We start from the raw sequence: 13268 nt of genomic DNA on the forward strand, positions 1-13268 counted from the left end.
GCTCGCGATATTGCGCAGCGTGGTCGTGCCCTTCGCGAACAACGCAGCCACCGCGATGGTCATCGCGGCGTCAGGAATCAGGTTGCAGTCCATGTCGACGGCGGCGAGCCTGCCGTCGTCGGATTCCACGCCCCGTACTTCGATCCAGTCGTCGCCGAGCATCACGTTCGCGCCCATGCGGATCAGGGCGTCGGCGAAATTCACGTCGCCCTGGATGCTTGCGCGGCCCACGCCTTCAACGCGCAGCGGACCGCCGCCCAGCGCACCCGCCGCGAGAAAATAGGACGCCGACGACGCGTCGCCTTCCACCGCAATCGCGCCAGGGGATACGTAACGCGCACCCGCGGGAATAGTGAAACGTGACCAGCCGTCGCGTGCGACCGCGATCCCGAAGCGCTCCATCAGCCTGATCGTGATCTCGATATACGGCTTGGAAATGAGCTCGCCGTCCACTTCGATCACGATCGCGTCACCCGTCTTGCCAGCCAGCGGCAAGCTCATCAGCAGCGCGGTTAAAAATTGGCTCGACACGTCGCCGCGAACCCGGATCGGCCGGTCGACGGCAATCGTTGACGGGTGAATCCGCAGCGGCGGAAAGCCCGCATTCGCTTCGTAATCGATCTGCGCGCCGATTTGCCGCAAGCCATCGACGAGATCGCCGATCGGCCGTTCATGCATGCGCGGCACACCGTGCACACGATATTCACCGCCGCTCAGCGCGAGCGCGGCGGTCAGCGGACGAACCGCCGTACCCGCGTTGCCGAGAAAAAGCTCCGCCGACTTGACCGGGAATGCGCCGCCCAAACCCTTCACCACGCAACTTTGGCCATCGTTGCGAACATCGACACCCAGCGTGTCGAGCGCGGCGAGCATGACGCGCGTGTCGTCGGAATCGAGCAGATTCGACACGATGGTTTCACCATCGGCCAACGCCGCGAGCAACAGGACACGGTTCGAAATGCTCTTCGACCCGGGCAGGCGAACCGTGCCGGACGCACGTGTGAAAGGTCCGAGATCGAGGTGTTCCATTTGATTTCCCAATTTATCTGATAGCGGAATCGTCGGTGGGCTTCAATGCGCCACCTTGTTTCCATTCGGTACGCGCCGTGCGCGAGCGCGTGAACGCGGCTTCCAGCGCCGCGCCGTCCGAGGCGTCGATGGCCGCGCGAAAACGCGCCAGCACGTTGGTGTACGCATCGATTTGCGCAAGCAACGCAGTCCGGTTCGCGAGGCACACGTCGCGCCACATTTCCGGGCTCGAGGCCGCGATGCGCGTGAAATCGCGGAAACCGCCCGCCGCGAACGCAAACTTGAGCGCAGCGTCAGGTGCTTCCAGAATCTGCTCGACGAGCGCGAAGGACAAAACGTGCGGCAAATGGCTCACCGACGCCAACACGCTGTCATGCAGCTCCGGCGTCATGCGATGCACGCTCGCGCCGGTCGCGAGCCACATTGCCGCAACGCGCTCCACGGATTCGGGCAGGTTCTCCGGCAACGGACACAGCACCACATTTCGGTCGGCGTAGAGATCGGACAGCGCCGCGTCGACGCCGCTTGATTCACGACCGGCGATCGGATGACCCGGCACGAATTGCGACACACGATTGCCCAGTGCCGCACGGGCCGCCAGAATCACGTCGCCTTTGGTGCTGCCGGCATCGGTGACGATCGTGCGTGGGTCGAGAAACGGTGCGATCCGGCGCAGCAACGGTTCCGTCTGCGCGACGGGCGCCGCGATCAGCACGATATCTGCGCCACGCAGCGCGCTCTCGAGCGAACGGTCGTCGTCGAGAATAGCTGCCGTATCGACTACGCCAAGTTCGAGCGCACGCTCGACCGACTTGGCCGAACGGCCGACACCCACCACTTCACCTGTTGCACCTGCCCGTTCGCGCAATGCGCGAGCAAGCGAGCCGCCAATCAGGCCGACGCCAAAGATGACGAGCTTGTTAAATGAGAAGGCAGCCACGGAGTTCGATAAAGACGCGCCTTTTTCGGCGCGTGAGGTTAAAAGTTCACGCGGTTGCCAGCGTTTTTTCGAGCGCCGCGATAAACGCTTCGTTCTCTTCCGGCAAGCCGATCGTGACACGCAGCCACGGCATCAATCCGTAATTGGCAACGGGCCGTACGATTACGCCCTGCTTGAGCAATTCGAGGTTCACGCGCGCGCCTGCCTCGTCGTCATCGCCGACGCGCACCATCACGAAATTGCCGTCCGACGGCACATATTCGAGGCCAAGTTTGTCGAAGGCTTCAGTCAGCCGGCGATACCCGGCCGCGTTCACAGCCGCACTTTTCTCGAGAAACGCGGTGTCGTTCAACGCGGCGATCGCGGCGGCCTGGGCCAGCGAATTCACGTTGAACGGCTGGCGCAGCCGATTGAGCAGATCGGTGAGCTCGGGCTGCGCGATGGCGAACCCGACCCGCAGCCCGGCCAACCCGAACGCCTTGGAGAAGGTGCGCGACACGAGCAGGTTGGGATACCGGCGCACCCAGCCAATGGCGTCGTAGCGCTTGTCCTTTGCCAGATATTCCGTGTAGGCCTCGTCCAGCACGATCGCGACGTCGCGCGGCACGCGCGCGATGAACGCCTCAAGCGTAGGGCCATCAATGAACGTGCCTGTCGGATTGTTCGGATTGGCGACGAACACGAGGCGCGTGTCACCGCTGATTGCAGCGAGCATTGCCTCGAGATCGTGCCCATACGCAACCGCCGGCACGACGATCGCGCGCGCGCCCAACCCCTGCGTTGCAAGCGCGTAGACGGCAAACGAGTATTGCGAATAAACGATCGACTGGTCTTTCTCGACAAACGCATGCGCGGCCATTTCGAGGATATCGTTGCTGCCGTTACCCAACGTGATCCAATCGGCCGGCACGCCATAGCGTTCGCTCAGCGCGGCTTTCAGGTCGAACCCATTTGCATCCGGGTAGCGACCGAGTTCCCCCATGGCCTGCGCGATTGCCAGCTTCGCCGACTCCGGCATGCCGAACGGATTTTCGTTCGAGGCAAGCTTCACGATCGTCGCTGCGTCCAGCCCAAATTCGCGCGCCACTTCCGAGATCGGCTTGCCCGCTATGTAAGGCGCGATGGCGCGCACGTAGGAAGGGCCGAATTGCGATGTCATTGTGTTCTCCAGCTATTAGGCGATGAGTTTTCGTAATGGGCGAATCAACGGGAACGCGGGTACGAACCGAGAATTTTTAAGAACTCGGCCTTCTCGCCCAGTTCGGCGAGCGCAGCCGCAACCGGCGCGTCGTCGCGATGACCTTCCACGTCAATGTAAAAGTAGTACTCCCACGTGCCGACACGGGCGGGACGCGATTCGAAACGTGTCATGGACACCGCGTGACGCGCCAGCGGTTGCAACAGCTTGAGCAACGCGCCCGGCTCGTTGGCCACCGACACGATCAGCGAGGTCTGGTCATTGCCGCTCGCTCCCGTACGCGCTTTACCAATCATCACAAAACGGGTGCGGTTGTGGGGATCGTCCTGGATCAGGGAACTCACCGTTCCAAGGCCATAGTGCGTAGCCGCGCGATCGCCTGCAATGGCCGCGATGGTCGGGTCGCCGACCGCCAGCCGCGCTGCCTCAGCATTACTCGATACCGCCTGCCGTTCGAGCGTGGGTGCATTCGCGCTCAGCCAGCGCTGGCATTGAGCGAGCGCTTGAGGATGCGCAAACACTTTTGTCACGCCTTCGAGCGTACCGGAGGCTGTCAGCAGATTGTGATGAATCGGCAAAGCAAGCTCACCGCCGATCACCAGCGACGATTGCAGCAACAAGTCCAGCGTCCGCGAAACCGCGCCTTCAGCCGAATTTTCGACCGGTACAACGCCGAATTCGGCGGCGCCGGCTTCCACCGACCGGAACACTTCGTCGATGGACGGACATGGCAGCCCCTCAATGGAATGTCCGAAGTATTCGAACATGGCCTGCTCGCTGTACGTGCCGACGGGCCCCAAAAAGGCGGCGCGCAGCGTCTGTTCGAGCGCGCGGCTCGCGGCCATGATTTCGCGCCAGATCGAACTGATGTGGTCGTCGGCAAGCGGCCCATCGCTCAAGTCCTGCAGACGCGCAATGACCTGCAGTTCGCGCTCGGGGCGAAACACCGGTGCGTTGAAATGCTTCTTTACCTCGCCCACTTCGAGCGCCACCGCGGCGCGCTGATTCAGGAGCGCGATGATTTGTGCGTCGAGTGCATCGATACGCTCGCGCAGCGGTTTGAGTTGCGAATTAAGGTCGTCGTCCATGCGTTGTGTGAAATGAGTCGGTGCGGCGTTATTGATGCGGTCAAGCGGAAAAGACCGGGAATCAGGATCAGGCCAGGATCAGGCGCTCGTACGCTCGAATTCCTTCATGTACTCGACCAGCATCTGCACGGCTTCGAGCGGGACGGCGTTGTAAATGGATGCCCGCATTCCGCCGACCGATTTGTGGCCCTTCAACTGCAGCAAACCGCGCGCTTTCGCGCCGACCAGGAAGTCGTCGTTACGGGTTTCGTCGGCGAGAAAAAACGGCACGTTCATGCGTGAGCGGGAGTGGCGTTCGACCCGGTTCACATAGAAACTGCTGGCGTCGATGGTGTCGTAAAGCAGCGACGACTTTTCCAGGCTACGCGCTTCCATGGCGTCCAGGCCACCTTGTTTCTTCAGCCACTTGAACACCAGGCCAGCGATATAAATGGCATAGGTGGGCGGCGTGTTGTACATGGAATTGTTCGCGGCGACGGTCTTCCATTCGAACGCCGATGGGCAAATAGACAGCGCACGGTCGAGCATGTCCTCGCGCACGATCACGACGGTCACTCCAGCCATCCCGATGTTCTTCTGCGCACCGCCGAACAGCACACCGTACTTCGCGATGTCCATGGGGCGGGAGAGAATATGCGACGACGCATCCGCGACCAGTGGGATCGCTCCGAGGTCGGGTATCTCGAACGTCTCCACGCCATCAATGGTTTCGTTCGTGCAAAGGTGGACGTACGCCGGGTTGTCGGAGAGATGCCATTCGTCAATCTTCGGCACGTGGGTATAACCCTGCTCGGTCTTGCCGTTCGCGGCGAGGTGCGGCGTGCAGTACTTCTGTGCTTCCTTGAACGATTTCTGCGACCAGGAGCCGGTCACGACGAAGTCGGCTGTCTCGCGCGAGCCGAGCATGTTAAGCGGCACGATTGCGTTCTCACCGATACCCCCGCCCTGCAGGAACAGGATCCGGTGCGAAGCCGGCACTTTCAGCAAGTCACGGAGGTCGGTCAGCGCGGCCTCATGGATCGACATGAACTCGGCCCCGCGATGGCTCATTTCCATCACGCTCATGCCGCTGCCCTGCCAGTCGAGCATTTCGCCGGCCGCTTGACGGAGCACTTCCTCGGGCATTGCCGCAGGACCAGCGGAGAAATTGAACACGCGCATTTAGTGAAGACCCCGAGATGCCCAAGCACGACAACAAGACAACCAGCGTCAATTCGCCTGGAAACCTCGAACACCGCGCCTGAAAAAAAGTAATGGCTGTTTGCGCCTGAGCGCAAACAGCCATTATCGCACTGTCCCGAAAACCCGTCAGTCGACCGATCGGCTAACGCTCGGCCGACGGCAGCGTGGACGAGACCGGCAACTTACTTCGGCTTGATTGCAGCCACTTCCTTGTCGGCTTGCGCGCGCGTAGCCTTGATCGATTGCGGCATGTACTTTTGCATCAAGCCGTTCACGACGTCACGACCAACCTGGTCCTGGACCTGGATGAACTTGCGACCCGTCGGGCTCTTGTAGAACGTGGTCAGGTCCTTGATTTCCGCGGTCGTGTAGTACTTCGCATAAGCGTCGTACTGCGCCTGCATTGCGTCCTGACGGAACGAGTCGGTCGCGAAAACCTGTCCAGCCGAGTCAACCAGGCGCGGCACGGTGTCCTTTTGCAGTTGCGGAACAGCCGCTTGCTTCTGCTTGTCGTTCATCGTCTTGTTTTCGCTCAACGCGTCGGACAGGATGGCCGGAACCAACTGCTTCGACTGCATTTGCGCGCTGTTACCAATGGCGCCGACGAGCTTTTGCGCGTCGATTGCATCCAGCAAGTCCTTGATCGCAGCCTGTTTGGCCGGATCCGGAGCCGCTGTGGCCGCAGCACTGACGTCCGGCGCCGCCTGGCTCTGGAGTGATTGAGCCATTGCGAACGTCGGTACGAAAGCAGCCAGCAACATCCATTGTTTAAACTGTTTTTGCATCATTACTCCCTTAAAAAATTGTCGTTTCCGTTGCCGCGCTCAATCCGACGCAAGCCTGCGAACTTCACCGTTCGGACTTTCGGTGAAGTTCGCAATGCATTGTCCTAGATCGCGCAGCTTATCTATTCAAGCTTTCAAAAGCAGAACGCGCATTCGACGCCAGCGTTTTTGCGTGTGGATCAAACTGCGTTGTCGTCATCACCTTCGGATGGTCCGGCAGCATCGTCTCCCGCATCGCCAGCGCCGTCAGCGGATGGAGCGTCGGGCCCGTCGATGACGTCGCCCGCTTCTTCCATGCCGCCGTCGAGATCGGCATCGAGATCGACAGCGGCTTCAGCCTCGGCAATGTGTTGAAGGCCCGAAAGCTTAGTGCCGTCGTCAAGACTGATGAGTGTAACACCTTGGGTTGCGCGGCCCATTTCGCGGATCTCGGACACGCGCGTGCGGATCAGCACGCCCGTATTGGTGATCAGCATGATCTCGCTTTCCGGCTCGACGAGCGTCGCGGCGACAACCTTGCCGTTACGTTCAGACGTTTGGATGGCGATCATTCCCTTCGTGCCACGTCCGTGACGCGTGTACTCGTCGATCGGCGTGCGTTTGCCGAAACCATTCTCGGTTGCCGTCAGCACTGACTGGTTCTCGCCGCCGGCGACCAGCAACGCGATGACCTGCTGCCCGTCTTCGAGTTGCATGCCGCGCACGCCGCGAGCTTCCCGGCCCATCCCGCGGACGTCGTTTTCATCGAAGCGAACCGCCTTGCCCGAATCGGAGAACAACATGACGTCGTGTTGCCCGTCTGTAATGGCCGCGCCGATCAGGAAATCGCCGTCGTCCAGCCCGACGGCAATAATGCCCTTGCGCAACGGACGGCTGAACGCTTCGAGCGGCGTCTTCTTGACCGTGCCAAGCGACGTAGCCATGAAGATGTACTTGTCAGCCGAGAATTCCTTGATTGGCAGGACGACGTTGATCTTCTCGCCGTCTTGCAGCGGGAACATATTGACGATCGGACGGCCGCGGGAATTGCGCGAACCTTGCGGCACTTCGTAGACCTTGATCCAGTACACGCGGCCGCGGTTCGAGAAACACAACATGTGATCGTGGGTGTTCGCGATAAACAGCGTGTCGATCCAGTCGTCTTCCTTCATCTGCGTGGCTTGCTTGCCGCGGCCGCCGCGCTTTTGCGCACGATATTCCGACAGCGGCTGCGACTTGACGTAGCCGGTATGCGACATGGTCACGACCATTTCCTGCGGCGTGATCAGGTCTTCGGTATTCAGTTCAGTCGCGTTAAGTTCGATGCGCGAGCGGCGATCGTCGCCGAATTCAGCACGAATAGACGTCAACTCGTCGACGATGATCGCGCGAATCCGCTCGGGACGCGCCAGGATGTCGAGCAGGTCGGCGATTTGCGCCATCACTTCCTTGTACTCGCCGACAATCTTGTCCTGCTCGAGGCCGGTCAAGCGTTGCAGGCGCATTTGCAGAATTTCCTGCGCCTGGACGTCGGACAGCCGGTACAAACCATCGGCCTGCATGCCGTACGCCGGGTTCAAACCCTCCGGTCGATAAGCCTCGCGTCCACCCGACGCCTCGGTTTCCGCCCGCGACAGCATTTCGCGGACGATTTCCGAATCCCACGCGTTGTTCATCAAGTCCTGCTTCGCGATAGGCGGAGTCGGCGCGGCCTTGATGATGCGAATGAATTCGTCGATATTCGCCAGCGCGACCGCCAGCCCCTCGAGCACGTGACCCCGATCCCGGGCCTTGCGCAGTTCGTATACAGTGCGCCGCGTCAGCACTTCCCGCCGATGCGACAGGAAGCACTCCAGCATTTCCTTCAGGTTCAGCAGGCGCGGCTGGCCGTCGACCAGCGCGACCATGTTCATGCCGAACGTGTCCTGAAGCTGCGTCAACTTGTACAGGTTGTTGAGAATCACCTCGGGCACTTCGCCGCGCTTCAGCTCGATCACCACGCGCATGCCGCTCTTGTCGGATTCGTCGCGGATATCCGAGATGCCCTCGATCTTCTTCTCGTTCACCAGTTCGGCGATGCGCTCGAGCAGCGTGCGCTTGTTCACCTGATACGGGATTTCGTCGACGATGATCGACATGCGCTGCCCGCGATCCATCTCCTCGAAGTGCGTGGTGGCGCGCATCACGACGCGCCCGCGGCCCGTGCGATACCCGTCGCGCACGCCCGCCACGCCATAGATCACGCCGGCCGTGGGGAAATCGGGCGCAGGCACGATCTCGATGAGTTCGTCGATCGTGCTGTCGGGATTGTTCAGGAGATGCATGCAGGCATCGACGATTTCGCGCAGGTTATGCGGCGGAATGTTCGTTGCCATGCCGACTGCGATGCCGGCCGAGCCATTGATCAACAGATTCGGGATTCGAGCTGGAAGGACCAGCGGCTCGCTTTCGCTGCCGTCGTAGTTCGGCCCGAAATCAACCGTTTCCTTGTCGATGTCCGCCAGCAACTCGTGGCCGATCTTCGACATGCGGATTTCGGTGTACCGCATGGCCGCGGCATTGTCGCCGTCGACCGAACCGAAGTTACCCTGTCCGTCGACCAGCATGTAGCGCAGCGAGAAAGGCTGCGCCATCCGGACGATGGTGTCGTACACCGACTGGTCACCGTGCGGGTGATATTTACCGATCACGTCGCCGACAATACGTGCTGATTTCTTGTAAGCGCGATTCCAGTCGTTATTCAACTCGTGCATGGAATACAACGCGCGACGGTGAACTGGCTTTAGGCCGTCGCGGACATCGGGAAGCGCTCGCCCAACAATCACGCTCATCGCGTAATCGAGATATGAGCGGCGCATTTCCTCCTCAAGGGAGATTGGCAGGGTCTCTTTGGCGAATTGATCCATTATCCGTGTCTTGTACTGTGCGACGACGGCGCGGAGGAAACGCCAAGATATGCGGCGTTTAGCCCTGATTCACCGTCGTTTGGCATCGGCCCTGCGAAAGCAGTGCATCACGCGATTCTAACATGCGCCACATCCGCCCCCGAAAGCGCTACGTATACATACAGCGCACCCGGGAAACGCGAACCGTGTCGTCGGGAAAGTCCTGCAACCGAAGCTTACAAATTCATTTTAGGCGTTGCGCGGAAACGTCAGTCTAAACGGCTATCATGCCGCCTCTAGCGTTGTGTCCCCATCGAAAACGCGCGAGAATAGGGAACAGAAAAAGTGTGTTGAGCTTTTTGAGAAAAGTTCCCAACGTGGCACGCAATGTGCGCATTGGAGGCACGTAATCGATGCCATTGTTGCCATGCTCTTTCTTGTTGCGCACGCGCCACATAAGGCTGCGGCTAGAAAGGGCCCGGGGAAATATTTTTCGTTGCAAGGGAACGATATGGCAAAATGCCAACGCACAAAGTTAGACACTGCTCGAAGTCTACACAGCGCGTCTTGTATCCGCGGAAATGTTATACTTCGAGCAATGTATGACTTGTATTCGTCAACAAAACTCGCAGTAAACCTGCGGTAATCTCAATTTCGAGAGGAGAAATATGAATAAACTTTCAAAGCTCGCGTTCATTGCAGCTACCGCGGTTATGGCTGCATCGGCAATGGCGCAATCGGTGCCAGCCTCGCGACAGGCAGTCAACGACAACTGGGTGAACGGCACGGGCGAATACGTGTGGATGAACGGCACGAACGAGCTTTGCTGGCGTGATGCGTTCTGGACCCCGGCAACGGCTAACGCGAAGTGCGATGGCGCGCTGGTTGTACAGGCACCTGTGCCGCCGACTCCAGTTCCGCCGCCGGCTCCGGTCATCAGCAGCCAGAAGATTACGTACCAAGCTGACACTCTGTTCGACTTCGACAAGGCAGTCCTGAAGCCTGCTGGTAAGGAAAAGCTTGACGATCTCGCATCGAAGATCGGCGACCTGAACCTGGAAGTCGTGGTCGCTACGGGTTACACGGACCGCATCGGTTCGGACAAGTACAACGACCGTCTGTCGCTGCGTCGTGCACAAGCTGTCAAGGCGTACTTGGTCAGCAAGGGCATTGAAGCCAACCGTATCTATACCGAAGGCAAGGGCAAGCGCAACCCGGTTACCACCGGTTGCAACCAGAAGAACCACAAGGCACTCATCTCCTGCCTCGCACCGGATCGTCGCGTGGAAGTCGAAGTTGTCGGAACTGCACGTCAAGCGCAGTAATCTAGCGTCTGATTGCCGCAGCATCAAAGCCCCGCTTCGGCGGGGCTTTTTTTATGTCCCTATTTTTGGTGGCGGTTTTCGCCAGCGCACAATCGTCAGGCGTCGATCGCGTTCCGGCGGAGATTGCCCCCTTTTGCCCGCCGCCACAGCCGCCTATATACTCGGACTCGGGCTAACTGTTTTAGACTTGATCAAGGGCTAACCGTACATGACGACCAACGTCGATCCCCACGAGCTTCAGAAATTTAGTGAACTGGCTTATCGCTGGTGGGACGCGAATGCGGAATTCAAGCCGCTGCACGACCTCAATCCGGTGCGGCTGGACTGGATCGACAATCACGCACACCTGTCAGGCAAGCGAGCGCTTGATATCGGCTGTGGTGGCGGGATCCTGTCCGAATCCATGGCCGTGCGCGGCGCGACAGTGAAGGGCATCGATTTGTCCACGAATGCGTTAGGCGTGGCGGATTTGCACAGCCTGGAAAGCGGCGTTGAGGTTGCGTACGAGGAGATCGCTGCCGAAGCGATCGCGGCGCGCGAGCCCGGTACCTATGACGTCGTCACCTGTATGGAAATGCTCGAACATGTGCCCAGTCCGGCCGCAATTGTCCAGGCCTGCTCGACGCTGGTTAAACCGGGCGGCTGGGTATTCTTTTCGACGCTCAATCGCAATGCCAAGGCGTACCTGTTTGCGGTGATCGGGGCGGAATACATTGCCCGGATGCTGCCGCGCGGGACCCATGACTACGCGCGCTTTATCAAGCCGTCAGAACTTGCGCAGTTTGCGCGTTCGGCGCAACTTGATATCACCGAAATCAAGGGCATCACGTATAGGCCGCTCAGCAAGCGCTTCGACCTTTCGGACGACACCAGCATCAACTATCTGATGGCATGCCGGCGCCCGGGTTGATGGCGTCGACGCCAGGCGCCTCGCCCGAAGCCACCCAACCCGAACGGACTGTCATGAGCGACGACCCGACTCCCCTTCCCCAACGCGAAGCCGACAAAACGGGGCTCCGGCTTTGCCACGCCGTGCTGTTCGACCTGGACGGCACGATTGCGGATACCGCGCCGGACCTGGTCGCGGCCGTGAACAAGATGCGGCACGATCGTGGTCTTGAGATGCGGCCACTCGAAACCTTGCGGCCGCTGGCGTCGGCGGGAGCGCGTGGTTTATTGGGCGGCGCGTTCGAAATCGGGCCGGAACATCCCGACTATGCTTCGATGCGCGACGAATTCCTCGCCAACTACGAAGCGGATTTGTGCATCGAGACAACGCTTTTTCCGGGTATTGATGTATTGCTCGATCAACTAGACGCGCGCGGCGTGGTCTGGGGCATCGTGACCAACAAGGTGACACGGTTTGCGGAGCCGCTCGTGGCTTTGCTCGGACTTGACGCCCGCGCTGCCTGCCTCGTTTGCGGGGACACGACACCGCATTCGAAGCCGCATCCGGCGCCGTTGCTGCATGCGGCCGAATTGATGGAGGAAAAGCCAGAGCGGGTGGTTTATGTCGGCGACGACCTGCGGGACGTACAAGCGGGTTTCGCGGCCGGCATGGTTACCGTCGCTGCGGCCTATGGCTACTGCGGCACGGACCTGCCTCCGGATCGATGGCACGCGGATCACGTCGTGGATTCGATACTCGCGCTGCAGCAGCTTTTACGCGACGTGGGTTGAGCAGAAACGCCGCTCCAGGTGTGAGATAATGAGTGTTGCTTCGGGGGCGACCTGGTTTCGACAGGGGTTGCGAAGCGGCTAGGGCATACCGAGGACCCGTCACCTCGTTAATCAATGGGAAAAACGTAACTGCAAACGACGAAACGTTCGCACTGGCAGCCTAAGGGCCGCCTGCCTCTCCCTAGTTTACTGACGGACTAGAGTCGCAAGACCGGTAGCAATACCGAGAGAGGTCATATACGTCAGATAAGCCTTGGTGGCGTCATGACATCCGGGTCGAAAATTTAGTGAATCGCCGTAACGAAGCGTGTTCGTCCGCGTCGTTGGGGTTAAATCAAATGATAGAACTAAGTATGTAGAACTAGTCGTAGAGTGCTACTGGACGCGGGTTCGATTCCCGCCGCCTCCACCAAATACCCCAAGCGCTGTAAGCACTTAGCAAAAAACCCCGCGTAGCATTCTGCTACGCGGGGTTTTTTGCTTGGGCGTGCGGTAATCTTGAGTCAACACGGACAGAGATGTTTGTTCGACCGCCGACGAACGCGCCGCGAATCCCGCTGCAAACTGTGCGTTGCGCGTTGCTGGCAAACAAGAAAACGCCTTACGGGGAAATCATGCATAGAAGCGCTCCAACGCGAGCCTCGGCGGCTGCATGGCTGTCGATCATGCTCTGGATGCTCAGCGCGTTGCTGGCGCCCGCCGTCGCACAGGCATCATCACCGCAGCAGCAAGCCGATTGCCACGCGGGCACGCTCGTCACGGTCGTAGCCCATCTGGACGATGACCTCCTCTTCGTGAACCCGGGGATCAGCGACAAACTCGCGGCGGGCTGGTGCGTGACCACGGTCCACCTGATTGGCGGCGCGAATGGCGCGAACTTCGACTACGTGAAACTGAGAGAAAAAGGCACGCGGCTCGCGTACGCGCGCATGGCGGGCGTGCCGGACGTGTGGATCGAATCGACGGTCAATATCGCCGGGAAGCCAGTGCATCAAATGGTTCTCAAGCAACAGCCGCGCGTGAACCTGCTCGAACTGCGCATGCCCGGAGGCGGCGTGCGCGGCGGCCGCGTCCCGCTCGGCCTTCTGTGGGACCAGGGCGCGACGATCGAAACCTATCCGCTCAACGCAGACGGCACCGGCACGACGCATTACGACCGCGCGTCGCTGATCGCGAC

Annotated in this window: 10 protein-coding genes, 1 other RNA gene and 1 pseudogene; 5 read left to right on the plus strand and 7 right to left on the minus strand. The window is 60.0% G+C overall.

The window, feature by feature from the left end; all coding sequences use genetic code 11:
- The 7 genes from aroA to gyrA all read right to left on the minus strand — a co-directional run.
- The coding region (gene aroA, locus WCA53_RS30020) for a 3-phosphoshikimate 1-carboxyvinyltransferase (protein WP_423919917.1) at positions 1-1029 on the minus strand (1029 nt) is incomplete at its 3' end.
- 13 nt (positions 1030-1042) lie between these two features.
- On the minus strand, positions 1043-1969 hold the full coding sequence (locus tag WCA53_RS30025) for a prephenate dehydrogenase (RefSeq protein WP_423919922.1): 927 nt from the start codon (positions 1967-1969) through the stop codon (positions 1043-1045).
- A 46-nt stretch (positions 1970-2015) separates the two neighbouring features.
- Positions 2016-3128: a histidinol-phosphate transaminase gene (hisC, locus tag WCA53_RS30030; protein WP_423919925.1), complete on the minus strand. Its 1113-nt coding sequence runs from the start codon at positions 3126-3128 to the stop codon at positions 2016-2018.
- 44 nt (positions 3129-3172) lie between these two features.
- Positions 3173-4255: a prephenate dehydratase gene (gene pheA, locus WCA53_RS30035; RefSeq protein WP_423919928.1), complete on the minus strand. Its 1083-nt coding sequence runs from the start codon at positions 4253-4255 to the stop codon at positions 3173-3175.
- A 78-nt stretch (positions 4256-4333) separates the two neighbouring features.
- On the minus strand, positions 4334-5416 hold the full coding sequence (gene serC / locus WCA53_RS30040) for a 3-phosphoserine/phosphohydroxythreonine transaminase (protein WP_423919931.1): 1083 nt from the start codon (positions 5414-5416) through the stop codon (positions 4334-4336).
- 203 nt (positions 5417-5619) lie between these two features.
- The gene (locus WCA53_RS30045; protein WP_423919936.1) at positions 5620-6222 is read right to left on the minus strand and encodes a DUF2059 domain-containing protein; all 603 of its coding nucleotides are present in this window, start codon (positions 6220-6222) and stop codon (positions 5620-5622) included.
- Between the two features lie 179 nt (positions 6223-6401).
- Complete coding sequence (gene gyrA / locus WCA53_RS30050; protein ID WP_423919941.1) at positions 6402-9107, minus strand: DNA gyrase subunit A; 2706 nt, start codon at positions 9105-9107, stop codon at positions 6402-6404.
- Positions 9108-9754: 647 nt separating this feature from the next.
- Between gyrA and ompA the strand changes: the two genes are divergently transcribed.
- From ompA to WCA53_RS30075, 5 genes and pseudogenes are all read left to right on the plus strand, one after another.
- Positions 9755-10411, plus strand: coding sequence for an outer membrane protein OmpA (gene ompA / locus WCA53_RS30055; RefSeq protein ID WP_423919944.1), 657 nt, complete (start codon positions 9755-9757; stop codon positions 10409-10411).
- A 208-nt stretch (positions 10412-10619) separates the two neighbouring features.
- Positions 10620-11321, plus strand: a complete 702-nt coding sequence (gene ubiG, locus WCA53_RS30060; RefSeq protein ID WP_423919947.1) for a bifunctional 2-polyprenyl-6-hydroxyphenol methylase/3-demethylubiquinol 3-O-methyltransferase UbiG — start codon at positions 10620-10622, stop codon at positions 11319-11321.
- 53 nt (positions 11322-11374) lie between these two features.
- Positions 11375-12091, plus strand: coding sequence for a phosphoglycolate phosphatase (gene gph / locus WCA53_RS30065; RefSeq protein WP_423919950.1), 717 nt, complete (start codon positions 11375-11377; stop codon positions 12089-12091).
- A 42-nt stretch (positions 12092-12133) separates the two neighbouring features.
- Positions 12134-12503: a transfer-messenger RNA gene (gene ssrA, locus WCA53_RS30070) on the plus strand.
- 262 nt (positions 12504-12765) lie between these two features.
- Positions 12766-13268, plus strand: a pseudogene (locus WCA53_RS30075) (hypothetical protein); the annotation flags it as partial.

Source organism: Caballeronia sp., assembly GCF_049581465.1.
Lineage (GTDB): Bacteria > Pseudomonadota > Gammaproteobacteria > Burkholderiales > Burkholderiaceae > Caballeronia.